This window comes from Actinacidiphila bryophytorum (genome assembly GCF_016916835.1).
GTDB classification, from domain to species: domain Bacteria; phylum Actinomycetota; class Actinomycetes; order Streptomycetales; family Streptomycetaceae; genus Actinacidiphila; species Actinacidiphila bryophytorum.
Map to the genome: position 1 here is coordinate 44,881 of NZ_JAFFIX010000019.1, position 24,591 is coordinate 69,471.

General features: G+C 72.2%; 23 protein-coding genes. 17 read left to right on the forward strand and 6 right to left on the reverse strand.

The window, feature by feature from the left end; translation table 11 throughout:
* The first annotated feature begins 1 nt into the window (after window position 1).
* The 4 genes from resB to mqnP are packed head-to-tail and all read left to right on the forward strand — an operon-like array spanning window position 2 to window position 5,247.
* Window positions 2-1,726, forward strand: a complete 1,725-nt coding sequence (resB, locus tag JT723_RS24500; protein WP_205046939.1) for a cytochrome c biogenesis protein ResB — start codon at window positions 2-4, stop codon at window positions 1,724-1,726.
* Window positions 1,723-2,835, forward strand: coding sequence for a c-type cytochrome biogenesis protein CcsB (gene ccsB / locus JT723_RS24505; protein ID WP_205046940.1), 1,113 nt, complete (start codon window positions 1,723-1,725; stop codon window positions 2,833-2,835). The genes resB and ccsB overlap by 4 nt, the downstream gene beginning before the upstream one ends.
* Window positions 2,836-2,869: 34 nt before the next feature.
* Window positions 2,870-4,327, forward strand: coding sequence for a menaquinone biosynthesis decarboxylase (locus tag JT723_RS24510; RefSeq protein ID WP_205046941.1), 1,458 nt, complete (start codon window positions 2,870-2,872; stop codon window positions 4,325-4,327).
* A complete protein-coding gene (gene mqnP, locus JT723_RS24515; RefSeq protein WP_205046942.1) occupies window positions 4,324-5,247 on the forward strand; it encodes a menaquinone biosynthesis prenyltransferase MqnP in 924 nt (307 codons plus the stop codon). Before JT723_RS24510 ends, mqnP begins: the two co-directional genes overlap by 4 nt.
* Window positions 5,248-5,286: 39 nt before the next feature.
* On the opposite strand, the gene JT723_RS24520 is transcribed toward mqnP, so the two are convergent.
* A complete protein-coding gene (locus JT723_RS24520; protein WP_205046943.1) occupies window positions 5,287-6,444 on the reverse strand; it encodes a hypothetical protein in 1,158 nt (385 codons plus the stop codon).
* A gap of 173 nt (window positions 6,445-6,617) precedes the next feature.
* On the reverse strand, window positions 6,618-7,151 hold the full coding sequence (locus tag JT723_RS24525; protein ID WP_205047028.1) for a rhomboid family intramembrane serine protease: 534 nt from the start codon (window positions 7,149-7,151) through the stop codon (window positions 6,618-6,620).
* A 234-nt stretch (window positions 7,152-7,385) separates the two neighbouring features.
* Between JT723_RS24525 and JT723_RS24530 the strand changes: the two genes are divergently transcribed.
* The 6 genes from JT723_RS24530 (at window position 7,386) to JT723_RS24555 (ending at window position 11,875) form a co-directional block, all read left to right on the forward strand.
* Window positions 7,386-8,168, forward strand: coding sequence for a UbiX family flavin prenyltransferase (locus tag JT723_RS24530; protein WP_251512484.1), 783 nt, complete (start codon window positions 7,386-7,388; stop codon window positions 8,166-8,168).
* A gap of 50 nt (window positions 8,169-8,218) precedes the next feature.
* Complete coding sequence (locus JT723_RS24535; RefSeq protein ID WP_205046944.1) at window positions 8,219-8,674, forward strand: Lrp/AsnC family transcriptional regulator; 456 nt, start codon at window positions 8,219-8,221, stop codon at window positions 8,672-8,674.
* Window positions 8,675-8,722: 48 nt separating this feature from the next.
* On the forward strand, window positions 8,723-9,886 hold the full coding sequence (gene mqnE / locus JT723_RS24540) for an aminofutalosine synthase MqnE (protein WP_205046945.1): 1,164 nt from the start codon (window positions 8,723-8,725) through the stop codon (window positions 9,884-9,886).
* Between the two features lie 45 nt (window positions 9,887-9,931).
* Complete coding sequence (locus JT723_RS24545) at window positions 9,932-10,456, forward strand: GNAT family N-acetyltransferase (RefSeq protein ID WP_205046946.1); 525 nt, start codon at window positions 9,932-9,934, stop codon at window positions 10,454-10,456.
* A 475-nt stretch (window positions 10,457-10,931) separates the two neighbouring features.
* Window positions 10,932-11,234 (forward strand): DUF4229 domain-containing protein, encoded by a 303-nt coding sequence (locus JT723_RS24550; RefSeq protein ID WP_205046947.1) that lies wholly within the window; start codon window positions 10,932-10,934, stop codon window positions 11,232-11,234.
* Window positions 11,234-11,875, forward strand: a complete 642-nt coding sequence (locus tag JT723_RS24555; RefSeq protein ID WP_205046948.1) for a TetR/AcrR family transcriptional regulator — start codon at window positions 11,234-11,236, stop codon at window positions 11,873-11,875. The genes JT723_RS24550 and JT723_RS24555 overlap by 1 nt, the downstream gene beginning before the upstream one ends.
* Here the strand turns inward: JT723_RS24555 and JT723_RS24560 are convergent.
* Window positions 11,823-12,422 (reverse strand): TIGR03086 family metal-binding protein, encoded by a 600-nt coding sequence (locus tag JT723_RS24560; protein WP_205046949.1) that lies wholly within the window; start codon window positions 12,420-12,422, stop codon window positions 11,823-11,825. The genes JT723_RS24555 and JT723_RS24560 overlap by 53 nt on opposite strands.
* A 49-nt stretch (window positions 12,423-12,471) precedes the next feature.
* On the opposite strand from JT723_RS24560, the gene JT723_RS24565 reads away from it, so the two are divergent.
* Window positions 12,472-12,924: a MarR family winged helix-turn-helix transcriptional regulator gene (locus JT723_RS24565; RefSeq protein ID WP_205046950.1), complete on the forward strand. Its 453-nt coding sequence runs from the start codon at window positions 12,472-12,474 to the stop codon at window positions 12,922-12,924.
* A 408-nt stretch (window positions 12,925-13,332) separates the two neighbouring features.
* Here the strand turns inward: JT723_RS24565 and JT723_RS24570 are convergent, their stop codons facing one another.
* The gene (locus tag JT723_RS24570) at window positions 13,333-14,166 is read right to left on the reverse strand and encodes a MaoC family dehydratase (protein WP_205046951.1); all 834 of its coding nucleotides are present in this window, start codon (window positions 14,164-14,166) and stop codon (window positions 13,333-13,335) included.
* Window position 14,167: 1 nt separating this feature from the next.
* Window positions 14,168-15,412 carry a 3-oxoacyl-ACP reductase gene (locus tag JT723_RS24575; protein WP_205046952.1) on the reverse strand — a complete coding sequence of 415 codons (1,245 nt, stop codon included), beginning with the start codon at window positions 15,410-15,412 and terminating at the stop codon, window positions 14,168-14,170.
* Window positions 15,413-15,494: 82 nt separating this feature from the next.
* Between JT723_RS24575 and JT723_RS24580 the strand changes: the two genes are divergently transcribed.
* The gene (locus JT723_RS24580; protein ID WP_205046953.1) at window positions 15,495-16,775 is read left to right on the forward strand and encodes an acetyl-CoA C-acetyltransferase; all 1,281 of its coding nucleotides are present in this window, start codon (window positions 15,495-15,497) and stop codon (window positions 16,773-16,775) included.
* 426 nt (window positions 16,776-17,201) lie between these two features.
* Window positions 17,202-19,094, forward strand: coding sequence for an AMP-dependent synthetase/ligase (locus JT723_RS24585; RefSeq protein WP_205046954.1), 1,893 nt, complete (start codon window positions 17,202-17,204; stop codon window positions 19,092-19,094).
* 106 nt (window positions 19,095-19,200) lie between these two features.
* Here JT723_RS24585 and JT723_RS24590 read toward each other — a convergent pair whose 3' ends face one another.
* Window positions 19,201-19,404 carry a cold-shock protein gene (locus tag JT723_RS24590; RefSeq protein ID WP_033177709.1) on the reverse strand — a complete coding sequence of 68 codons (204 nt, stop codon included), beginning with the start codon at window positions 19,402-19,404 and terminating at the stop codon, window positions 19,201-19,203.
* 266 nt (window positions 19,405-19,670) lie between these two features.
* Here JT723_RS24590 and JT723_RS24595 point away from each other — a divergent pair, with 266 nt between their 5' ends.
* From JT723_RS24595 to JT723_RS24610, 4 genes are all read left to right on the forward strand, one after another.
* The gene (locus JT723_RS24595) at window positions 19,671-20,531 is read left to right on the forward strand and encodes a menaquinone biosynthetic enzyme MqnA/MqnD family protein (RefSeq protein ID WP_205046955.1); all 861 of its coding nucleotides are present in this window, start codon (window positions 19,671-19,673) and stop codon (window positions 20,529-20,531) included.
* 48 nt (window positions 20,532-20,579) lie between these two features.
* A complete protein-coding gene (gene mqnC, locus JT723_RS24600) occupies window positions 20,580-21,797 on the forward strand; it encodes a cyclic dehypoxanthinyl futalosine synthase (RefSeq protein ID WP_205046956.1) in 1,218 nt (405 codons plus the stop codon).
* Window positions 21,798-22,040: 243 nt separating this feature from the next.
* The gene (locus JT723_RS24605; RefSeq protein ID WP_205046957.1) at window positions 22,041-22,748 is read left to right on the forward strand and encodes a demethylmenaquinone methyltransferase; all 708 of its coding nucleotides are present in this window, start codon (window positions 22,041-22,043) and stop codon (window positions 22,746-22,748) included.
* Between the two features lie 104 nt (window positions 22,749-22,852).
* Window positions 22,853-24,541 carry a zinc ribbon domain-containing protein gene (locus JT723_RS24610; protein WP_205046958.1) on the forward strand — a complete coding sequence of 563 codons (1,689 nt, stop codon included), beginning with the start codon at window positions 22,853-22,855 and terminating at the stop codon, window positions 24,539-24,541.
* Window positions 24,542-24,591: the final 50 nt, after the last annotated feature.

Consider the following 24,591-nt stretch of genomic DNA (forward strand, 5'->3'; position numbering starts at 1 on the left):
CATGAGCATCACCGAGAAGTCCGAGCGCGAAGACCTCGGCGCGGCAGGCGCGCAGCTGAGCACCGCCCCCGCCGACACCCTCGCGGAGACGCCCGCGCTCGGCGTGCTGGGCTGGCTGCGCTGGATGTGGCGCCAGCTCACCTCGATGCGGGTCGCGCTGATCCTGCTCTTCCTGCTGTCGCTCGCCGCGATCCCCGGCTCGCTGGTCCCGCAGCACAGCGACCAGCTCAAGGTCGACGCCTTCAAGGCCAAGCACCCGACGGTCAGCCCGTTCTACGAGAAGATCGGGCTCTTCCACGTCTACAGCTCGCCGTGGTTCGCGGCGATCTACATCCTGCTGTTCATCTCGCTGGCCGGCTGCATCGTGCCGCGCACCTGGCAGTTCGTCGGCCAGCTGCGCTCCCGGCCGCCGCACGCCCCGCGCAACCTGACCCGGCTGCCGGCGTACAGCACCTGGCGTACCGACGCGAGCCCCGAGGACGTCACGGAGGCGGCCCGCAAGGCGCTGCGCGGCCGCCGGTTCCGCACCAGCGTGACCGGCACCTCGGTGGCCGGCGAGAAGGGCTACCTGCGCGAGTTCGGCAACCTGCTCTTCCACGTCTCGCTGTTCGGCCTGCTCATCGCCTTCGCGCTGACGTCGCTGGAGAAGGCCGAGGGCGGCAAGCTGGTCGTCGAGGGCGACGGCTTCGTCAACAACCTCACGCAGTACGACGACTTCAGCGGCGGCACCCTCTACGGCGCCGACGACCTCCAGCCCTTCGGCTTCGACCTGGACAGCTTCGACCAGAAGTACGCCACCAGCGGCCCGGAGAAGGGCACGGCGCTGGAGTTCAAGGCCAACATCCACTACTACAGCGGCACCGACGGCAAGCCCGTCAAGGGCGAGATCTCGGTCAACCACCCGCTGAGCATCGGCGGCGAGAAGGTCTACCTGATCTCGCACGGCTACGCGCCCGTCGTGACGGTCAGGGACGCCAAGGGCAACGTGCTCAAGTCCATCGTGCCCTTCCTGCCCCAGGACACCGCGCTGACCTCGGTCGGCGTCATCAAGGTGCCGGACGCGCTGGGCAAGGACGGCAAGCCCGACCAGCTGGGCTTCCGCGGCATCTTCACCCCGACCTTCGCGCTGGACTCGGTGCGGGGACCGCACTCGTCCTTCCCGACCCTGCAGTACCCGGCGCTGGTCCTGAACGCCTTCCACGGCGACCTCGGCCTGGACTCCGGCGCCCAGCAGAACGTGTACCAGCTCGACACCGCGCACATGAAGCAGTTCACCGACAGCAAGGGCCAGCTCGTCAGCAAGGCGATGAAGCCCGGCGACACCATGACGCTGCCGAACGGCGCGGGCAGCCTCACCTTCGACGGCGTCAAGACCTGGGCCAGCTTCACCATCTCCCACCAGTCGGGCAACGAGGCCGCCCTGGTCAGCGGGGTCGGCGCGATCCTGGGACTGGCCGGCTCGCTGTTCATCCAGCGCCGCAGGATCTGGGTGCGGGCGGTGCGGGCCGAGGACGGCGTGACCGTCGTGGAGATGGGGGGCCTCGGCCGCAGCGAGTCCGCGCGGATCGCCGACGAGATCGGCGACGTCGCCCTGCAACTGCTGCCCGACGCGCCCGTCAGACCAGAAGGCGAACCCCCGGCGGAAGCCGGGACCCCAGCCGACGCCGAGGCCACCGCCGACGCCGAGACCACAGCCGTGAACGACGACGAAGGAGCGCGCGCGTGAACATCGCTGCCGCGGTCAACGAGAGCTTCGCGAACAACAGCAACTACCTGATCCGTTCGGCGATGTTCGTCTACGCCCTCGCCTTCCTCGCCCACCTGGCCGAGTGGGTCTTCGGCGGGCGCAGCAAGGTCGCCGTGCAGTCCGCGGCCCTGACCGCCGAGGCGCAGGCCGAGCAGGACGCGGCCGAGGCGGCCCGGCGGAAGGCGGCCCAGCAGGTCACGGTGAAGACCGCGGGCGGCAGTACGGTCACCCTGGAGCGCCCCACGGTCGTCACCCGTGCCTCGGCCAGCGACCGCGGTATCGAGGACGGCCCGGGCGCCGCGGGCGGCAGCGAGAAGGGCGACCTCTACGGCCGGATCGCGGTGTCCTTCACCGTGCTGGCCTGGCTGCTGCACGCCACGGGCGTCGCCTTCCGCGCGGCCTCCGTGCAGCGCGCCCCCTGGGGCAACATGTACGAGTTCTCCACCACCTTCGGCGCCGTCGCCGTCGGCTCGTACCTGCTGCTGCTCGCGCTGAAGAAGGACGTCCGCTGGATCGGGCTGTTCCTGACCACGTCGGTGCTGCTGGACCTGGGCCTTGCCACCTCGGTGCTCTACACCAACAGCGAGCAGCTGGTGCCGGCGCTGCACTCGTACTGGCTGTGGATCCACGTCTCGTGCGCGATCATCTCCGGCGCGATCTTCTACCTGGCCGCGGTCGGCACCCTGCTCTTCCTCTTCCGCGACCACTACGAGGTCGCGGTGACCGCGGGCCGGGCGCAGGACGGCCGGTGGGGCGACATCATGCGGCGGCTGCCGTCCGCGGCGACCCTGGACAAGTTCGCGTACCGGATGAACGCGCTGGTCTTCCCGCTGTGGACCTTCACCATCATCGCCGGCGCGATCTGGGCGCAGGCCGCATGGGGCCGCTACTGGGGCTGGGACCCCAAGGAGACCTGGGCGTTCATCACCTGGGTCGCCTACGCCTGCTACCTGCACGCGCGCGCCACCGCCGGCTGGAAGGGCCGCAAGGCGGCGTATCTGGCGCTGATCGCCTTCGCGTGCTTCCTGTTCAACTACTACGGCGTGAACATCTTCGTCAGCGGCAAGCACTCCTACGCCGGGGTCTGACGAAGCTGTCCCGGCGGGATGCGAGACTGGCGCCATGGCTTACGACGATCTCCGCTCGTTCCTCCGGGCGCTGGAGAAGGAGGGCGACCTGCGGCGGATCACCGCCGAGGTCGACCCGTACCTGGAGGTCGGCGAGATCACCGACCGGGTGAACAAGTCCGGTGGCCCCGCACTGCTCTTCGAGAACGTGCGGGGCTCGGTCGCGCCACTGGCGATGAACGTCTACGGGACCGACCGCCGACTGCTCAAGTCGCTCGGCCTGAGCGCGTACACCGACATCGGCGAGAAGATCGCCGGGCTGCTCAAGCCGGAGCTGCCGCACGGCTTCGTCGGGGTGCGGGAGGCCTTCGGGAAGCTGGCCGGGATGGTCCATGTGCCGCCGAAGAAGGTCAAGTCGGGGGACGCGCCCGTCCAGGAGGTCGTGCTCACCGGTGACGACGTCGACCTCGACGCGCTGCCGGCGCTCTTCACCTGGCCGCAGGACGGCGGCTCCTTCTTCAACCTGGGCCTGACCCACACCAAGGACCCCGGCACCGGGGTGCGCAACCTCGGCCTCTACCGGCTCCAGCGGCACGACCGGCGCACCATCGGCATGCACTGGCAGATCCACAAGGACAGCCGCAACCACTACCAGGTCGCCCAGCGGCGCGGCGAGCGCCTGCCGGTGGCCATCGCCTTCGGCTGCCCGCCCGCCGTCACCTATGCCGCGACCGCACCGCTGCCCGGCGACATCGACGAGTACCTCTTCGCCGGCTTCGTGCAGGGCAAGCGGGTCGAGCTGGTCGACTGCAAGACGGTGCCGCTGCAGGTGCCCGCGCAGGCCGAGGTCGTCGTCGAGGGGTGGCTGGAGCCCGGGAAGATGCTGCCGGAGGGGCCGTTCGGCGACCACACCGGCTTCTACACCCCGCAGGAACCGTTCCCCGCACTGACCGTCGGCTGCGTCACGATGCGCAAGCGCCCGCTCTTCCAGTCCATCGTGGTCGGCCGGCCGCCGACCGAGGACGGGCCGCTGGGCCGCGCCACCGAGCGCTTCTTCCTGCCGCTGCTGAAGATCATCGTGCCGGACATCGTGGACTACCACCTGCCGGAGGCCGGCGGCTTCCACAACTGCGCCATCGTCTCGATCGACAAGAAGTACCCCAAGCACGCGCAGAAGACGATGCATGCGATCTGGGGCGCCCACATGATGTCGCTCACCAAGCTGATCGTCGTCGTGGACTCCGACTGCGACGTCCACGACCTGCACGAGGTGGCCTGGCGTGCGCTGGGCAACACCGACTACTCCCGCGACCTGACCGTCGTGGAGGGACCCGTCGACCACCTGGACCACGCCTCGTACCAGCAGTTCTGGGGCGGCAAGGCCGGGATCGACGCGACCCGCAAGCTGCCCGAGGAGGGCTACACGCGGGACGGGGGCTGGCCGGAGATGGTGCTCTCCGACCCGGAGACGGCGGCGAAGGTCGACCGCCGATGGAGGGAGTACGGCCTGTGAGCGCGGAATCCGCCACCCCGGACCTGTTCGGACCGCAGCCGAGCCCCGACGGCCGGGTCAAGGCCTTCCTGCGGCTGGTGATGATCGAGCACTCGGTCTTCGCGCTGCCCTTCGCCTACATCGCCGCCCTCACCGCGATGTTCCGCGACAACGGCTCCGTGCACTGGGGCGAACTGCTGCTGATCACCGTGGCGATGGTCGGCCTGCGCACCTTCGCGATGGCCTGCAACCGGATCATCGACCGGGAGATCGACGCCCGCAACCCGCGCACCGCCACCCGCGAACTGGTCACCGGCGCCCTGTCGGTACGGTCCGCGTGGACGGGCGCACTGATCGCCGTCGTGGTCTTCCTGGGCGCCGCCGCCCTGCTCAACCCGCTGTGCCTGGCGCTCGCGCCGGTCGCGGTGGTGCCGATGGTCGTCTACCCCTACGGCAAGCGGTTCACGAACTTCCCGCACGCCATCCTGGGCATCGCGCAGGCCATGGGGCCGATAGGGGCCTGGCTCGCGGTGACCGGGGAGTGGGCCTGGCAGCCGGTGGTGCTCGGCCTCGCGGTCGGGGTGTGGATCGGCGGCTTCGACCTGATCTTCGGCTGCCAGGACGTGGCCGCCGACCGGGCGCACGGCGTGAAGTCGGTGCCGGCCCGCTTCGGCATCCCGGCCGCGCTGCACGGCGCCCGGATCTGCCACGTCGTCACCACGGCCCTGCTGGTCTGGTACGGGGCCGCGGTCCACGCGGGCGGCTTCTGGTGGACGGGGCTCGTGGTGGTCGGCGGTGCCTTCCTCTACGAGCACTCCATCGTCAGGCCGCACGACCTGAGCCGGCTCAACCGGGCCTTCTTCACCGTCAACGGCGTGATCGGCATCACGCTCTTCGTCTTCGCCCTGCTCGACCTGCTGGCGCGCGGCCTCGGCACCTGAGGCGCCGGGGCCGCGCGGGCGGGTTCCCGTCGGGCGCGGTCAGGCGTCCTTGTTGCCCATGAGGTCGCCCAGCTGCGACATCACCGCACCCATCAGGTCCTGCGGGTTGAGCTGCTGGGCGCCCGACGGCGCCTTGACCGGGTCGGCCCCGCCGTCGATCGACAGGCCGAGCGGCAGCGAGCCGTGGATGGTGTCGTCGAACTGCGCCAGGTCCACGCTGATGTGGTTCAGCTTGCCGCCCTTGACGGCCAGGTCCAGCGACACCGTCTTGTTCGGCACGTCGTCCAGGCTCTTCTTGAGGTCGCCCGGCAGCATCGAGGTCATCGAGCCCAGGCTGTTCTCGATGTCCTGGGCCAGGGTGCGGGCCGGCAGGCTGACCTTGAGGTGGTCGGCGCCGTCCTTGCTCCCCAGGTCGGTGATCTTCGCGTCCTTGGCCAGCGACTTCTGGAGCGGCGCGAGCAGTTCGGCGAAGGTCTTCTGCGCCAGGTCGGTGGGCAGCGCGGTCGGCAGGTCCGAGGGCAGCCCGAGGCCGCCGAGCGGGGAGTCCTCGGAGCTGCCGGAGCCGTCGGAACTGCCGAAGCCGTCGTCCGAGCCGCCGGAGCCCTTGCCGCCGCCGAGGGTCTTGGCGAAGTCCGCGAAGGCCTGCGGGTCGATGGAGACCCAGCCGCCCTTGGCGAGGGTCTTGATCGAGGCGAAGGACGACGGCAGCTGGTCGACCGAGTTCAGCATGCCGGTGAGGTCGGACAGGCCCGCGTCACCGGTGGTGTCCAGGGCCGCCAGGCCCTTGAGGTCCACCTGTACGTAGGCCTTCTGGTCGACCGAGCGCACCCCGACCAGCGTCTTGCCCTCGGACTTGCCCGTGGCGCCGCCGGCCACTTCGAGGCCGAAGGACGTGCCCTTGTCGTCGCCCTTGACTTCGGCGAGCGCCTTGTCGGCGCTGAAGGACGTGGAGACCCGCAGCCCGCCGAGCATGTCGGCGTCGGCGCGCTTGAAGTCGTCCTGGTCCTTGAGGGCCGCGTAGATCTGCTCGGGGGTGCCGTCGAAGGACAGCCCCATCGTCACCGACTTCTGCTCACCGAGCTTGGTGAAGGCGTTGGTGACCTTGCCCTGCGGGGTGCCGGGCTCCTCGCTGCCGCATGCGGCCGCCCCGGCGGTTATCAGCGCGACCACTCCGGCGGCGGCGAGACCCTTGCGCATGGTGATGATGACGAACTCCTCGGACGTGGCGACCAGATCGCGAACGGCGGTGTGGTGTCGGTGTGCTGTCGGTGGGGGGCTGGCAGAAGCGTATCTGTGCGGGAGCTGTGGTCTCGCGGGGGTTTCCGGCTGAGTTGTGGCGGCCTGCGCTGCCGGGATGCGGCAGCCTGCGGTCAGGAGGACACCGAGACCGTGCGCTCGCGGAAGAGGAACGCGGCCACCACACCCCCGACGAGACCGAACAGGTGCGCCTGCCAGGACACCCCGTCGGCGGTCGGCAGCACGCCCCACAGGATCGACCCGTAGAGCACACCGACGATCAGGCCGACGACGACGTCCAGCGGGCGCTTGTCCACGAAGCCGCGGCTGAGCAGATAGCCGAACAGGCCGAATATCAGGCCCGACGCGCCGAGCGTCGTGGTGTGCGCGGGCGCGATCAGCCACACCCCCAGGCCGCTGATGACCACGATGGTGAAGGCCACCGCGAGGTAGCGGGCTATGCCGCGCAGCGCCGCGATGAAGCCGAGCACCAGCAGCGGCAGGCTGTTGGAGGCCAGGTGCGCGAAGCCGACGTGCATGAAGGCGGCGGGCACGATGTCGAGCAGCTCGCTGCCCTTGCGCGGGGTGATGCCGAAGGTGTCGAGCCGCTGGCCGCTCAGCGCGCTGACGGCCTCCAGGACCCACAGCAGCGCCAGCCAGCCCAGCATGAGCGCCGCGGCGGCGACGACCCGGCTCCCGGCACGCAGCGGGGAGAGCACCGTGTCGACCAGGCCCGCCCGCGGCCGCGCGGCCCGTCCCGCGGTCTGTCCGTATGCCACGAAACCCCCCTGAGTCCCCCCTGAGCCCAGTGCCTTCCACCGTTGACAACGCCTGCCGCCCGCGCCCGGTTCCCGCTTCGGCGGCTCCGCCCCGGTCCGGTTACGCTCGTCGGCGTGGACGACATCCCCGACGGTGCCCAGGACGGCACCCCCGACGGCACCCCGCGGCGCCGCGCGCGCGAACCGTGGGTCGTCGGGGTGTCGGGGGCCTCGGGCACGCCGTACGCGGCCGCCGTGCTGCGGGCGCTGCTGCACGCGGGCGAGGACGTCGACCTGGTGGTCAGCCGGGCGGCCCGGCTGACCCTGCTGGACGAGACCGGCGCCGGCTTCCGCGACGCGCACTGGCGCGAGGACCTGGCCAGGCTGCTCGCCCGCGGCGCCGACGGCACCCCGGACCTGCACCCGCCGGCCGACCTGTCCCGGGTGCGCCACTGGCCCGCGGGCGACCTGGCCGCCGGACCGTCCTCCGGGTCGTACCCGGCCAAGGGCATGCTGATCGTGCCGGCCAGCACCGCGTGCGTGGCCGGGGTGGCGCTCGGGCTGTCCAAGGACCTGCTCCAGCGGGCCGCGAGCGTCACCCTCAAGGAGCGCCGCCCGCTGGTGGTCGCGGTGCGCGAGACCCCGCTCGGCGGCCAGACGCTGCGCCACCTGGTGGCCCTCGACGACGCGGGCGCGGTGGTCCTGCCCGCCTCGCCGGCCTTCTACACCGGCGCCGTCCACATCCAGGACCTGGTGGACTTCGTCGCCGGCCGGGTGCTGGACGCCGCAGGTGTGCCGCACAAGCTGTACCGCCGCTGGCAGGGCGAGCTGGGCGCCGCGACACAGGAGGCCGCTGCGGCTCATGAGACGGGTGCGGCATCACCGGGAAGACCACATGCGCAGGGCGCTGACCCGTTCATGCCTTAGATTCGTGTCCAGACAGCGCAGTCGTGGCATGAACGGGAGGGTCCCTTCTGATGGACGCGGTGGACAGGCAGCTCATCCAGGCGTTGCGGGAGAACGGCCGGGCGTCGTACGCGGAACTGGGCCGACTGGTGGGCCTGTCCGGTCCCAGCGTCACCGACCGCATCAACCGCCTGGAACAGGCCGGAGTGATCACCGGCTACCGCGCCACGGTCGCCCCCGCCGCACTGGGCCTGGGCGTGACCGCCCTGGTCGGACTCCAGCTCAGCGACGCCGCCGACCACGAGGACGTGGCAGGCAGGCTGCGCGACCTGGACGAGATCGAGGACTGCTGGTTCATCGCGGGCGACGACTCGTACATGCTCAAGGTCAGGGTCGGCGACGTGGACGGCCTCGAACACACCATCCGCCGGCTGTCCGGGACCAAGGGCGTCGCCCGCACCCGTACCACGATCGTGCTGTCCACGAAGTGGGAGAACCGGGTCGGGGCGCTGCCCGAGGAAGTCTGAGCGTAGGGTCGGTCGGGACCCGGCAGCGGCCGGCAGGAGGAGGAGCACATGGACGCGGGGCTCAAGCGGGAGCTGGAGGAGAAGGTCTACGCCGGCGAGCGGCTGACCCGGGAGGACGGCATCGCCCTCTACGAGTCCGACGACCTCGCCTGGCTGGGCGGGCTCGCGCACCACGTGCGCACGAAGAAGAACGGCGACGTCGTCCACTTCAACGTCAACCGCCACCTGAACATGACCAACGTGTGCACGGCCTCGTGCGCCTACTGCTCCTTCCAGCGCAAGCCGGGCGAGAAGGACGCGTACACGATGCGCATCGAGGAGGCCGTGCGGCTGGCCAAGGCGATGGAGGGCGACAGCCTCACCGAGCTGCACATCGTCAACGGCCTGCACCCGACGCTGCCGTGGCGCTACTACCCGCGCTCGCTCAAGGCCCTCAAGGAAGCGCTGCCGCAGGTCTCGCTCAAGGCCTTCACCGCCACCGAGATCCACCACTTCGAGACCATCTCGGGCATGTCCGCCTCCGACATCCTCGACGAGCTGATCGAGGCCGGCCTCGAATCGCTGACCGGCGGCGGCGCGGAGATCTTCGACTGGGAGGTGCGCCAGCACATCGTGGACCACCGCACCCACTGGGAGGACTGGTCCCGCATCCACCGGCTGGCGCACTCCAAGGGCCTCAAGACCCCCTGCACCATGCTCTACGGCCACATCGAGGAGCCCAGGCACCGCGTCGACCACGTGCTGCGGCTGCGCGAACTGCAGGACGAGACCGGCGGCTTCCAGGTCTTCATCCCGCTGCGCTACCAGCACGACTTCGTGGACATGAAGGACGGCAAGGTCCGCAACACCCTGCAGGCCCGCACCACGATGGCCACCGGGGCCGAGGCGCTCAAGACCTTCGCGGTCTCGCGCCTGCTGTTCGACAACGTGCCGCACGTGAAGGTCTTCTGGGTCATGCACGGCCTGTCCACGGCCCAACTGGCCCTCAACCACGGGGCCGACGACATGGACGGCTCGGTCGTCGAGTACAAGATCACCCACGACGCGGACGACTACGGCACCCCCAACAAGCTCACCAGGGACGACATCCTCGACCTGATCCGCGACGCCGGCTTCCGCCCCGTCGAGCGCAACACGCGCTACGAGATCATCCGCGAGTACCCCGGCCCCGACGGGTCGCGCCGGGAGTCCCCGCAGCCCATGCGGGTGTGACCCGGGTCACGGCGACCCGGCGCGCGTAATGGCTACTCTGGAGCTATGACCCTTACGTGTGAGCTGGATCCGCTGGTCGACGAGGTCGTGCGCGAGCAGATACTCGCGCTGTGGGCCGATGTGTCCAACGCCGGCGGTGCGGTCGGGTTCGTGCCGCCGGTCACGCCCGAGGAGATCGTGCCCGACCTCGACGCGGCGCTCGCCGCGGTGGCCGACGGGCGGCGCCGGCTCGTCGTCGGCCGCGACGAGGACGGCCGCGTCGCGGCCACGGCCTTCATCGCGTACAACGCGCACCGGCTCATGCGGCACTGGGTCTGGGTCTACACGGTGATGGTCCACCCCCGGTACCAGGGGCGCGGCTACGGCCGCGCTCTCATGACGGCCGTCGAGCAGGCCGCCCGCAGCTTCGACGGCATCGAGGCGATCCGCCTCACGTGCCGTGGCGGCACGGGCGCCGACGCCTTCTACTCGGCCTGCGGCTACAAGGAAGTAGGCCGCGTCCCCGCGGCCATCCGCGTCACCCCGACCGACGACCGCGACGACATCACCCTCTACCTCCCCCTGACGTAGGCGGCAACCCTCCACCGGCCGCGGCGGCTTCGGGGTGCCCTTGCGCAGGGCGGCGAGCGTTTTTCAGGGGCGCGGGGAACTGCGCGACAAGCCCCCGCCGGGGCGCGGGTCGTCTCCGTCCGAGAGGGGCTGTTCGGTCCGTGCCGGACCACCGGCCGGTGGGTGGCTGAGCGCGCCGTTCCCCGCGCCCCTGGTGGTTGCCCTCCCGGGCAAGGGCATCCCTCCGGGGCTGCGGGGGCTGAGGGGTTGCCCTTGCGCCTGGCGGTGAGCGTTTTGAGGGGCGCGGGGAACTGCGCGACAAGCCCCCGCCGGGGCGCGGGTCGTCTCCGTCCGAAAGGGGCTGTTCGGTTCGTGTCGGACCACCGGCCGGTGGTGGGCTGGGGGTTCGGCCCCGCCGAAGAGGCACCCCCTGCACGGGGCGGCAGGACGTGGGGGCGGGGGTGGGGTCGCAGGGGAGCCGTGCTTCACTGGGAGCATGCTCCGATACACCGCCCTGCGCTTCGGCCTCATCGTCGCCAGCTTCGGTGTCATCTGGGGCCTGGTGCGGCTGCACATCCTGCCGGCCGGGCTCGGTGACTCGAACTACCTGTGGGTCGCACTCCTGGCCCTCGTCATCTCCGCCCCGCTGAGCCTGGTCCTGCTGCGCGGTGCGCGCGAACAGGCCGCGATCAAGGTGTCGCAGAAGGTCGAGCGCACCCGGCTGAACCTGGCCGCCAACGCCCAGCAGGAAGACGCGGCGGACGACGCCGCGAGGGACAGCGCCCCGCGTACGGCCTGATGGCCGCCGCCGGCAGCAGGCGGCTGCCGCGGGCGGAACGCGAGCGGCAGATGCTCGACGCGGCCGTGGCGACCTTCGCCCGCCGCGGCTACCGCGCCGCGTCGATGGACGAGATCGCCGAGGCGGCCGGCGTCAGCAAGCCGCTGGTGTACCTCTATCTGAACTCCAAGGACGAGCTGTTCTCCGCCTGCATCCGGCGTGAGGCCGCCGCGCTGACCGCGGCCGTACGGGACGCCGTGGAGGTCGGCGCGACCCCCGAACGGCAGTTGTGGAGCGGCCTGCTCGGCTTCTTCGAGCACACCGCGGCTCACCCCGACGGGTGGGCGGTGCTGTACAGCCAGGCCCGTACCGTCGGCGAGCCCTTCGCGGCGGAGGTCGCCGTGCTGCGCTCCGAGATCGTGGACTTCGTCGCCGCCCTGCTCACGGCGGCGTGCGGCTCGCGGGACGTCGCCGCGTACGCCCACGCGCTGGTCGGCGCCGCCGAGTCGCTGGCCGGGTGGGCGGCGACCGCCCCGGACCCGGCGCCCACCGGCAGGGAACTGGCCGCCTCCCTCATGACCTTCGCCTGGTCGGGCCTGTCCCAGGCGGTCACGGGGCGCGTCGAAGGTCCTGCGCGCGAGGAGTCCGGCCGAGCCGGCTGAGGATACGGGCCAGGGTCCCGCTGCCGTCCGCGGCGGGCAGTTCCGGTGCGAAGGCCGTGGACGCCGCCGGGACGGCGAGGGCCAGGGGGAGCGCCGCCTCCAGCAGGTCCGCGTCGGCGGTGAAGGGAACCCCGAGGGTGGCGGCGACGTCCCAGGCGTGGACGACGTAGTCCAGGAAGTGGAAGCCGATCGCCTGCCCGGCGGGGAAGGTCGTCGCGGTGGTGAACTCCGGGAGGGTGAAGGGCACTTCCGCGTCGCTGACGCCGGCGAAGGCGGCGACGACATCGGTGGCGGCGGCCTCGTGGGCGGCCACCGCGTCGGTGCTCGCGGTGACCGCCCAGGCCGCGGTGTCGCCGCCGTCCCCCCGTGCGGCGGCGGCGAACCCGCGGTGCTGTGCGGTCATGTGCGCGAGCAGGTCGGCAAGGTCCCAGCCTGCGCACGGGGTCGGCCGCGGCAGATCGGCTACGGTCGAGGCCCTGACGAGTCCGGAGCTGAGCGCGACCGCCCGTGCGTCGAGGGCCCGGATGCGGCCCAGGTTAGTACGCATGTGCTTATCGTGTGCTCGTGCACATTATCTGTCAAGGGAGCACTTTCGGATGTCCGCCACGCCCCGCAAGGACCTCGCCGCCATGATCGTGCCGCTCGGCCGGGCGCTGGCCGCGGCGGAGGTGCCGTTGCTGCGGGAGCACGGGCTCACGATGTGGGCGTACACCGTGCTGCTCGGGCTCGGGGAGCAGCCGCTGCGCAGCCAGGCGGCTCTCGCCGAGGCCATCGGGGCCGACAAGACCCGGATCATCGAGGTCCTCGCCGACCTCGACGACCGCGGGCTCATCACGCGCACGCCTGATCCCGCGGACCGGCGGGTCCGCCTGCTGGCCCTCACGCCTGAGGGCCGCCGCGTACGGGGTGCGGCGCAGGCCGCGATTCAGGCCCGCGAAAACGCGCTTCTCGCCCGCCACCTCCCCCCAACCCTCCGGGCACCCTTCCTCGAAGCCCTCACCACCCTCTCCACCCTCCCCCCGGACTCCCTGACCGACCCCACTCCTTAGCCCGGCCTTCCTCCGCGCAAGGCGGCGCCCCTCAGGGGCGCGGGGGTCGTCTCCGACGCAAAGGGGCTGTTCGGTCCGTGCCGGACCACCGGCGGGTGGTGGGCTGGTCGCGCAGTTCCCCGCGCCCCTGTATGGCGCCCTCCCGGGCAAGGGCACCCCTCGGGCGGAGGGGGGCGCCCTTGCGCAGGGCGGTGAGCGTTTTTCAGGGGCGCGGGGAACTGCGCGCCAAGCCCCCACCGGGCGTGCGGGTCGTCACCGGCGCAAAGGGGCTGTTCGGTCCGTACCGGACCACCGGCGGGTGGTGGGTTGCGCGCGCCGTTCCCCGCGCCCCTGGGTGCTCGGCCCTGCCGCAGAGGGCAAGCCATTAGGGGCGCGGGGGAACTGCGCGACCAGCCCCCGCCGGGCGAGTTACGGGGTCACGTGGCCCGTGACGTGGAGGGGGCCGGAAGGGGGGGTGCGGAGTTGGAACGTGGTGGGGGTGGCGGCGAACTCGACCGTCGAGGGGAGGAGGACGGGGTGGTGGAAGCGCGCGGAGATGCCGCGCGCCGCGGGGAATTGCGCCGCGCAGCGGGCCACCGACCACATGCCGTGGACGATGGCGCGGGGGAAGCCGAAGGGGCGGGCGGTGAGCGCGGACAGGTGGATCGGGTTGTAGTCGCCGCTGACCCGGGCGTGCTGCCGCCCGAGCCCGGCCGGCAGCGGCCAGCGCGCCACGACCGGCAGGGCGGGACCACCGGGGCCGGGGGGAGGCGGGGGGTCCGCGTCCTCCTGGGCAGGGACATGGTGCCTGGCCAGGTAGGTGCTGCGGTCCTCCCACACCACCGCACCGCCGAGGCTGGCGGAGGTCACCACGGTGACCTCCGTTCCCCGCCGGTGCGGCCGCAGGCCGGTGGCGTGGACGGCCAGGTCCGGCCGGTCGCCGGCAGTGAGCGCACCGTCGGAGGTGATGGTGACGGACGTGTGCACCAGCCCGAGCAGCGGCAGCGGAAAGGCCCGCGCGGCCATGAGCCGCGCGGCGAGCGGGAATCCGAGGATGTGCGGGTAGGTGAGCGGCAGCCCCCCACCCCGCAACCCCCCACCCGGCGGGTATCCGCACACGCGGGCGTACGCGGCGAGCCGCGCGGGGTCGATGCGGACGGCGGACCTGGTCAGCCGTTCGCGCGGCAGGTCCGCGCCCGCGGACGGGCGCTTGCCGAGCCCGGTGACGACGCCCCGGCCGAGTGTGAGCAGCAGCGGCGCCATGTCAGGCGCCGAGCAGGGACTGGCCGCAGACCCGGACGACCTGCCCGTTGACCCCGCCGGAGCCGGCGGCCGCGAGCCAGGCGACGGTTTCTGCGACGTCGACGGGCTGCCCGCCCTGGGCGAGGGAGTTCATGCGGCGCCCGGCCTCGCGGATGACCAGCGGCACGGCCGCGGTCATCGTGGTCTCGATGAAGCCGGGCGCGACCGCGTTGGCGGTGATGCCGCGCTCGCGGACCTCGGCGTCGGCGGCGAGCGCGCGGACGTATCCGATGATCCCGGCCTTGGAGGCGGCGTAGTTGGTCTGCCCGACGTTGCCGGCGATGCCGGCGATGGACGCGGTGCCGACGATCCTGGCGTGCTCGTTGAGCGTGCCGGCTTTGAGCAGGTGCCCGGTGGTGCGCAGCACACTGCCGAGGTTGACGTCGATGACGGTGTCCCAGCGGTCGGCCGACATGTTGGCGAGTCTGCGGTCGCGGGTGATGCCGGCGTTGTGGACGAGGACGTCGAGGCCGTCGGGCAGTGCGGCGGCGATGCGTTCGCCGGCGTCGGGCGCGGTGACGTCGAGCGGGAGTGCGCTGCCGCCGAGCCGGGCGGCGGCCCGGGTGAGCGCGTCGGCGGCCTGCGGCACGTCGAGGAGTACGACCTGTGCCCCGTCGCGTACGAGGGTTTCGGCGACGGCCAGGCCGATGCCGCGGGCGGCGCCGGTGACCAGCGCGGTCCTGGTGCCGCCCGCGGGCACCTCGGGCGCCGGGCCGACCTCCACGACCTGCCCGCTGACGTACGCGGACCTGGGGGAGAGCAGGAAGTCCAGGGTGGACTCGGCGGCGGCGCCGGGTGCGAGCCGCACGAGCTGGACGGTGCTGCCGCGGCCGATCTCCTTGCCGAGGGAGCGGACGAAGCCCTCAAGTGCCTGCTGGGCGGCGGCATGTGCGAGGTCGCCGTCCTGCGGGCGGGCGCCGAGTACGACGATGCGGCCGCAGGGGGTGAGCGAGCGGGCCAGCGGGTGCAGGGCGGTGTGCACGTCCTGCAGGTCGGCCGGGTCGGTGACGGCGGTCGCGTCGAGGACGATGCCGCCGTACGTACCGGGCTGCGGTGTCTCGCCCGCGGTGAGCCGCAGGACGGGTCCCGGCAGGTCAGGGGTCTGCGGCGACCAGCGGCGCAGGGCGGCGGGCTGCGGAAGGCCGAGGCGGCGGGTGACGAAGCGGCCGGGGGCCGTGCCGGTGAGGCGGAGATAGCGGTCGGCCATTGGCCTTCTCCTTACTCTGGAGTAAGTTTACCGGCGGTAAGGCTACTGGTGAGTCACGCAGATCGGAAGTTCGGGAGACCGCATGCAGACCGTCCGCCGGGTCGCCGTCATCGCCGGCAACCGCATCCCCTTCGCGCGCTCAGACGGCCCCTACGCCACCGCGTCCAACCAGGACATGCTCACCGCCGCACTCGACGGGCTCGCCGCCCGCACCGGACTCGAAGGCGCGCGGGTCGGCGAGTTCGCGGCCGGCGCGGTCCTCAAGCACAGCCGGGACTTCAACCTCGCCCGGGAGACCGTGCTCGGCTCCGTACTCGACCCGACGACCCCGGCCTACGACGTCCAGCAGGCCTGCGCCACCGGCCTGCAGTCGGTCTTCGCGGTCGCCGCGAAGATCGCGCTCGGCGTCATCGACTCCGGGATCGCGGGCGGTGCCGACACCACGAGCGACGCGCCGCTCGGCGTCAACGACGAGCTGCGCAGGACGCTGCTCGCCGCCCGCCGCGCCACCACACTCGGCGGGCGCGCCCGCGCACTTGCCGCGGTCAGGCCGCGGCACCTCAAGCCGGACATCCCGCGCAATGCCGAGCCGCGCACCGGGCTGTCCATGGGCGAACACGCGGCCCTCACCGCCGAGCGCTGGCGGATCGGCCGCCGCGAACAGGACGAACTGGCCGCCGCCAGCCACCGCAACCTGGCCGCCGCATACGAGCGGGGCTTCTTCGACCCGCTCGTCACGCCCTACCGCGGCCTCACCCGCGACCAGAACCTGCGCCCCGACTCGACGGTCGAGAAGCTGGCCAGGCTCCGCCCGGTCTACGGCGGCCCCGACGGCACGATGACGGCGGGCAATTCGACGCCGCTGACCGACGGGGCCGCCGTCGTCCTGCTCGGCTCGGAGGAGTGGGCCGCCGCGCACGGCCTCGAACCGCTCGCCTTCCTGACCGCGTACGAGACGGCGGCCGTCGACTACACCTCGGGTGCGGAAGGGCTGCTCATGGCGCCCGTCTACGCCGTGCCCCGGATGCTGGACCGAGCCGGGCTCGGGCTCGGCGACTTCGACTTCTACGAGGTCCATGAGGCCTTCGCCTCGCAGGTGCTCGCCACGCTGGCCGCGTGGGAGGACAAGGCGTACTGCCTCGACCGGCTCGGGCTCGACGCCCCCCTCGGGACGGTCGACCGCTCCCGCCTGAACGTCGCCGGCTCCTCCCTCGCCACGGGGCATCCCTTCGCGGCCACCGGAGCCAGGATCGTGGCGACCCTCGCCCAACTCCTCTCTTCCCGGGGGCGCCCCGGGCGCGGGCTCATCTCCATCTGCGCGGCCGGCGGCCAGGGCGTGACCGCCGTCCTCACCTCCCCCTAGCCCGGGAGGGCACCCCCCGGGGGCGCGGGGAACTGCGCGCTCAGCCCCCACCGGGGGCGCGGGTCGTCACCGACCCGAAGGGGCTGTTCGGCCCGTGCCGGACCACCGGCCGGTGGTGGGTTGCGCGCGCAGTTCCCCGCGCCCCTGAAAAGCACCGCCCGACGCAGGGGCACCCCCTCTTGGGTGTGCGGTCACACGACGACGGACCGTCACCACATCAGGGGCGCGGGGAACTGCGCGCTCAGCCCCCACCGGGGGCGCGGGTCGTCACCGACCCGAAGGGGCTCTTCGGTCCGGAGACGGACCACCGGCCGATGGCGGGCTGAGCGCGCAGTTCCCCGCGCCCCTGAAAAACGCTCGCCCTCTGCGGAAGAGAAGCCCCCCGCAAGGGGAACCCTCAACCCTCATGTTTCTAGGAGCCGCCGCATGGCACGACCTCAAGGAACGCCGCCCGCCCAGGGCGTACCGCAACTGACCGCCGAAGGCGGAAGGGTGAGGCAGGCGGCCGTCCCGCCGATAGTCGACCCGCCGAAGCGGGGCAGCCTGGCCGACATACCGTTCACGAACGCAGCCGAGGCACCCTCGGACGTGGTCATGAGCCGCAAGGGTGCGGACGGGCGGTGGCGGGACGTGACGGCGGCGGAGTTCAGGGACGAGGTCCTGGCCGTGGCCAAGGGGCTCGTCGCGGCCGGGCTGCGCCCGGGGGACCGGCTGGCGGTGATGGCGCGGACGTCGTACGCGTGGACGCTGCTGGACTTCGCGGGCTGGGCCGCGGGCCTGATCACGGTGCCGATCTACCCGACCTCGTCGGCGTCCCAGTGCGAGTGGATCCTCGCGGACTCGGGCGCGACCGCGTGCGTCGTGGAGAACGTGGCGCAGGCCAGGATGGTCAGCGCGGTGCGTACGAGTCTGCCGGAGCTGCGGGAGCTGTGGCAGCTCGACACCGGGGCGGTGGCGCAGCTGGCGGCGGACGGCCGTACGCTGCCCGACGCGCTGGTCACGTCGAGGCGGCAGTCGATGGCGCCGGAGACGGTCGCGACGCTGATCTACACCTCGGGCACGACGGGCCGCCCGAAGGGCTGCATCCTCACCCACGGCAACTTCTTCGCCGAGGTCGACAACGCCACCGAGCTGCTGCACCCGGTCTTCAGGTCGGTGAGCACCGAGCCGGCCTCGACGCTGCTCTTCCTGCCGCTGTCGCACGTCTTCGGGCGGATGGTCGCCGTGGGCTGCCTGCGGGCGCGGGTGCGGCTCGGGCACGCGCCGAGCATCGCCACCGAGGACCTGCTGGCGGATCTGGCCGGTTTCCAGCCCACTTTCCTGCTGGCGATCCCGTACGTGCTGGAGAAGGTGTACAACACCGGCCGCGCGACCGCGGAGAAGATCGGCCGGGCGGCGTCCTTCGACCGGGCGGCCCGGATCGCGCAGGCGTACGGCACCGCGGCGGTCGCCCGGCAGACCGGTACGGGGCCTGGCCCGGGGCTGGGGCTGCGGCTGGCGCGGGCGCTGTACGACCCGCTGGTCTACCGGCGGATCAGGGCCGCGCTCGGCGGCAAGGTGCGGTACGCGATCTGCGGCGGCTCGCCGCTGGGCAGCCGGCTGGCCGCCTTCTACGCGGGCGCCGGTGTGCTGGTCTTCGAGGGCTACGGCCTCACCGAGACCACCGCGGCGGCCACGGTGACCCCGCCGCTGAGCCCGCGGCTGGGCACGGTGGGCTGGCCGCTGCCCGGCACGGCGGTGCGGATCGCCGAGGACGGCGAGGTGCTGCTGCGCGGCGGCCAGGTCTTCGCCGGGTACTGGAACGACGAGGGCGCCTTCCCCGCCGTTGAGGGCTGGTTCCCGACCGGCGACATCGGCGAGCTGGACGCGGAGGGCTATCTGACGATCACCGGCCGCAAGAAGGAGATCATCATCACCGCGGGCGGCAAGAACGTGGCCCCGGCGCCGCTGGAGGACCGGCTGCGGGCGCATCCGCTGGTCGGCCAGTGCATGGTCGTCGGCGACAACCGCCCGTATGTGACCGCCCTGGTCACGCTGGAGCCCGACGGCCTGGCGCACTGGCGGCGGATGCGGCACAAGGAGGCGCTGGCGCCGAAGGAGCTGGTGGAGGACGAGGAGCTGCTGGCCGAGCTGCAGAAGGCGGTGGACGACGCGAACGCGTCGGTGTCGCAGGCCGAGTCGATCCGCCGCTTCCGGGTGCTGGCGGCGGACTTCACCGAGGAGGCCGGCCATCTGACCCCGTCGATGAAGCTCAGGCGGGCCGCCGTGGCCAGGGACTTCGCCGCCGACATCGAGGAGCTGTACCGCAGGAAGCGGTGAGCGGCAGGTGGTGGAGCAGAAGGCAGGGGCCGCCTCACCGGAGTGAGGCGGCCCCTTGGTACTGCAGGTTCTGGGCGCGATGCGCCGTCGGCCGGACTAGTGAGGACTAGTTCGGGGTGACGTTCTCCGCCTGCGGACCCTTCGGGCCCTGCGTGACGTCGAAGGTCACCGGCTGGTTCTCCTCGAGGGAGCGGAAGCCGGAGGCGTTGATCGCGGAGTAGTGGACGAAGACATCCGGGCCGCCGCCGTCCTGGGCGATGAAGCCGAAGCCCTTTTCAGCGTTGAACCACTTCACGGTTCCGGTAGCCATAAAGCCCTCCTTGGGCCCAAAGGGTTGCCCTGCTCCAGAACCTGCAACTGCGAAGTCTGAAAACTACAAAAGCCTGCGGGTTACATGCTCCGCAGGCTCTGTACTGCAAGGGAAACCAAACTGCAACTTGCGATGAGCCTAGCACGGTGGGTCTCGGCCGGGGAAGGGTCCCAAGATCCGTTTTTGGGGGTCGCCCGGGTGTCCGAAAGGTGACGCCCGGGGGGCCGTGCACGGGTGGCGCAGACACCAGGAGTAGCGTCCACCAGGTGGACACTTCTGCGCGTACCGACGGCGGCGGCCCGACCCGGCCCAGGGTCGGCCACATCCAGTTCCTCAACTGCGTCCCGCTCTACTGGGGCCTGGCCAGAACCGGAACGCTGCTCGACATCCAGCTCACCAAGGACACCCCGGAGAAGCTGAGCAAGCAGCTCATAGACGGTGACCTGGACATCGGTCCCGTCACCCTCATGGAGTACCTGCGGCACGCCGACGAACTGGTCGCACTGCCCGACATCGCGGTCGGCTGCGACGGCCCCGTCATGTCGTGCGTGATCGTCAGCCAGCTGCCGCTCGACCGGCTCGACGGCGAGCGGGTCGCCCTGGGCTCCACCAGCCGTACGTCGGTACGCCTCGCCGAACTGCTGCTCACGGAGCGTTACGGGGTCGCGCCCGACTACTTCCGCTGCCCGCCCGACCTGGCGCTGATGATGCAGGAGGCGCAGGCCGCCGTCCTCATCGGCGACGCCGCGCTGCGCGCCTCGCTGCACGACGCCCCCCGGCTGGGCCTTGCGGTGCACGATCTCGGCCAGATGTGGAAGGACTGGACGGGGCTCCCCTTCGTCTTCGCGATCTGGGCGGTGCGCCGCGACTACCTGGCCGCGCACCCCGAGGCCGTGCACGACGTGCACCGCGCCTTCCTGGCCTCGCGCGACCTGTCGCTGGAGGAGGTCGAGAAGATCGCCGAGCAGGCCGCGCACTGGGAGGCCTTCGACGCCGACCTGCTGCGCCGCTACTTCACGACCCTGGACTTCTCGCTCGGGGCAGAGCAGTTGGCGGGCCTGCACGAGTTCGCCCGCCGGGTCGGCTTCCCGCCCGAGGCCCGGGTCGACCTCCTCCCACCGGCCTGACCCCGCGGTCGGCGTACGCTGGCCTGGTCCGTGGTCACGCCCCTCGTCATGCCCCGTCCGGAAGGGACCTCCCTGGTGAGCGACATCGCAGCCGTCCTCGAACGCGCCGCCGACGGCGGCCGCATCACCCCGGAAGAGGCCCTCGACCTCTACCGCGACGCCCCGCTGCACGCGCTGGGGGCCGCGGCGGACGCCGTACGCCGCCGCCGGTACGCCGGGACCGAGCACATCGCGACGTACATCATCGAGCGGAACATCAACTACACGAACGTGTGCGTCACCGCGTGCAAGTTCTGCGCCTTCTACGCGGCTCCCAAGGACGCGGAGAAGGGCTGGAGCCGCGGCCTGGACGACATCCTGCGCCGGTGCGCGGAGACCGTCGAACTCGGCGGCACCCAGATCATGTTCCAGGGCGGCCACCACCCCGACTACGGCGTCGAGTACTACGAGGAGCACTTCGCCGCGATCAAGCGGGAGTTCCCGCAGCTGGTGATCCACTCGCTGGGCGCGTCCGAGGTCGAGCACATGGCGCGGATCTCCGGGGTCAGCGCGGAGGAGGCCATCCGCCGTATCCACGCGGCCGGCCTGGACTCCTTCGCAGGCGCCGGGGCCGAACTCCTGCCGGAGCGGCCCCGCAAGGCCATCGCGCCGCTCAAGGAGTCGGGCGAGCGGTGGCTGGAGATCATGGAGACCGCGCACGGGCTGGGCGTCGAGTCGACATCGACCATGCTGATGGGCACGGGCGAGACCAACGCCGAGCGCATCGAGCACCTGCGGATGATCCGCGACGTCCAGGACCGCACGGGCGGCTTCCGGGCGTTCATCCCGTACACGTACCAGCCGGAGAACAACCACCTCAAGGGCCAGACGCAGGCCACGCTGTTCGAGTACCTGCGGATGATCGCGATCGCCCGGCTCTTCCTCGACAACGTCGCCCACATCCAGGGCTCGTGGCTCACCACGGGCAAGGAGGTGGGGCAGTTGTCGCTGCACTACGGGGCGGACGACCTCGGCTCGGTGATGCTGGAGGAGAACGTCGTCTCGTCGGCCGGGGCCAAGCACCGCTCCAACCGGATGGAGCTGATCCATCTCATCCGGGCGGCCGGCCGCGTGCCGGCGCAGCGCGCGACGACCTACGAGCACCTCGTCGTCCACGACGACCCGGCCGACGACCCCGTGGACGACCACGTGGTCTCCCACCTCTCCAGCACCGCCATCCCGGGCGGCACCGCCCACCCCGAACTCAAGCTCCTGGCCGACCGCTGACCCCTGCCTGCCCCTTGTGCAAGGGGGCAACCACCAGGGGCGCGGGGAACTGCGCGCGCAACCACCCACCGGCCGGTGGTCCGGCTCCGACAGGAACAGCCCCTTTCGGACGGTGACGACCCGCGCGCGCGGTGGGGGCTGGGCGCGCAGTTCCCCGCGCCCCTGAAAACGCTCACCCTGCGCAAGGGGGATGCGCATCGCCCGAACGCGGGGGCGCCCCCACGGGGGCGTAAGGTCGGGAGGGTGACACGTGCATCCCTGGAGAAGCAGCCGCAGGCAGTGGCCGCGATGTTCGACGACGTCGCCGCCAAGTACGACCTGACCAACGACGTGCTGTCGCTGGGGCAGACCCGGCTGTGGCGGCGGGCCGTCGCGCAGGCGCTGGAGGTGGCGCCGGGGGAGCGGGTGCTCGACCTGGGCGCGGGGACCGCCACGTCCTCGCTGCCCTTCGCCGCGGCGGGCGCCGCGGTCGTCCCGTGCGACTTCTCCCTCGGCATGCTCCGCGAGGGCAAGAAGCGGCACCCGGAGCTGCCGCTGACGGCCGGCGACGCGACCCGGCTGCCCTTCGCCGACGGCGCCTTCGACGCCGTCACCATCTCCTTCGCGCTGCGCAATGTGCACGACACCGACGCGGCGCTGCGCGAGATGCTGCGGGTGGTCAGGCCCGGCGGGCGGCTGGTGATCTGCGAGTTCAGCCACCCCACCTTCGCCCCCTTCCGCACGGTCTACACCGAGTACCTGATGCGCGCGCTGCCGCCGGTCGCCAAGTCGGTGAGCAGCAACCCGGACGCGTACGTCTACCTGGCCGAGTCCATCCGCGAGTGGCCCGACCAGCGTGCCCTGGCCGGGCGGCTGCGCGGCGCCGGCTGGTCCTCGGTGGCCTGGCGGAACCTGACCGGCGGGATCGTGGCGCTGCACCGGGCGAAGAAGGCGGCCGCCGACGGCAGTTGAGCCGTGGTGGACTGCGGTATTCCGGTGCGGCGGAGGGGAACTGCCCCCTAGTCTGCGGTGTCTGTGCTGGGGAGTCCCGATCCCCCCGACTCCCGGAGTGGCCCATGTCGTTCTGTCCCGCGTGCGGGAATCCGGTGTCCGACCCCGCCGCGCGCTTCTGCGCGAAGTGCGGCCGGGAGCTTCCCGCCGCGCCCCCGCCGCCCGCGGCGCCGCCGACTCCCACCTATGCGGCCCCGCCGCCTCCCGTCCCGCCGCCCGCCTACGCGCCCACGGCGACGTATCCCGGCGCGGGACCGGCGTATCCGCCGCCAGCGCCTCCCGCGCCCGCCCCCTCGCGGCCCTCGCCCGCCGCGCAGTTCGTGCGGCGGGTCTTCGCGGGCCGCTGGGACGGGGCGCTGCTGGCTGCGGTGGTGCCCGCGCTGGTGCTGCTGGTGCTGGCGGGCGTTCTGGGGACGTGGTCGCAGCACGCCTTCCGCGGTTCGGCGGTCAGCTGGTTCAAGCGCAGCCGTATCGCGCTGACGCTGGCCGTGCAGGGCCTGGGCGGCCATGTGAGCGTCGACGCCCGCGACACGGCGTTCGGCTCGGGCGGCTCGGACTGCTCGGACTACTACGGCGACGACTCCGACTACGGCGACGACTCCGACTTCTACGACGGCACCGACTACAGCGACGCCTGCTCGTCCGACGCGGGTTCCGCGTCGCTGTCGGTGCTGCCGCTGACCTTCACCCTGCTGTGGGTGCTCGCCCTGGTCCTGGTGCTGCGCCAGGTGCGCCGCCGCCCCGGCGGGGCAGGACCCGAGGCGGCGGTGCGGGTCGCGCTGCTCGGCGCGGCGGCGGCGACCGTGCTGGCCTTCGTGGCGCAGCCGAGCATCGAGGGCAGGACGCTGCACAGCGGCCCCTTCCGGGTGCTGCTGTGGTCGTTCGTGATCAGCCTGGTGACGGCGCTTGCCGTGCTCCACGGCCCCGCCTTGCGGGCGCGTTTCGCCGCCGCCTGGCGGGTGGTCGGCGCCGCGTCGGTGGCGCTGCTGGTGACGGTGCTGTTCGCGAGCGCCGTCGTCCTCGTCATCGCCCTGGCCAACATGGACAACGGCGTCAACGGCAACGCCCTGGTCGTCCTCGGTGTCGTCCTGCCCAACCTGGGCCTGTCCGCGCTCGCGCTGGGCTGGGGCGCACCCTTGCGCTTCCACGAGACCAGTGCCAGTGGGCGCGACTACCATCACCAGCCCTTCGGCCTGTCGCAGTTGGGCCACATCTGGCACGGCTGGTCGACGGTGCTCGCGCTGCTCGGCGGGCTGCTGTGCGCGCTGGCGATCGGGGTGATCGCGAGCGCCCGCAGCAGGGAGCGGGCCGAACAGTTCGCGGTGGCGGGCGTCTTCACGGTGATGTTCGCCGCCCTGGTCACCGTCGGCGGCATCGCCAGCGGGGGCAGCAGTGTCGCGGGCGCCGTCGGGGGCGACTTCGGGTCCGCCGGTTCTTCCGTGGGCTCGGCGATGCCGGAGTCGCTGCTGTTCGCGGCGCTGTGGTCCGCGGGCGGCGTGCTGCTCGCGCCGTACGTCCGCCGCGCCCTGGGCATGGCACCGCCAGGGGCGGCCGGTACGGTCCCGCCGCAGCCGTCGCCGTACGGGTACGCGCCCCCGTCCGCGTACCCGTATCCGGCGCCGTCCCCGTACGTGCCGCAGCAGGCGCCGCCGCAGCAGCAGGAGGTGCACGACCTGGGCGTCGTCCAGCCGGACCGGCTCGCCAAGGACGACGACAGGACCCGGCGCGAAGAGGGCGGCGGGCGCCACCTGTAGGACGCGCGGACGCCCCGCCGGAGCCGGGCGGCCGGGGCTGCTCATAGACT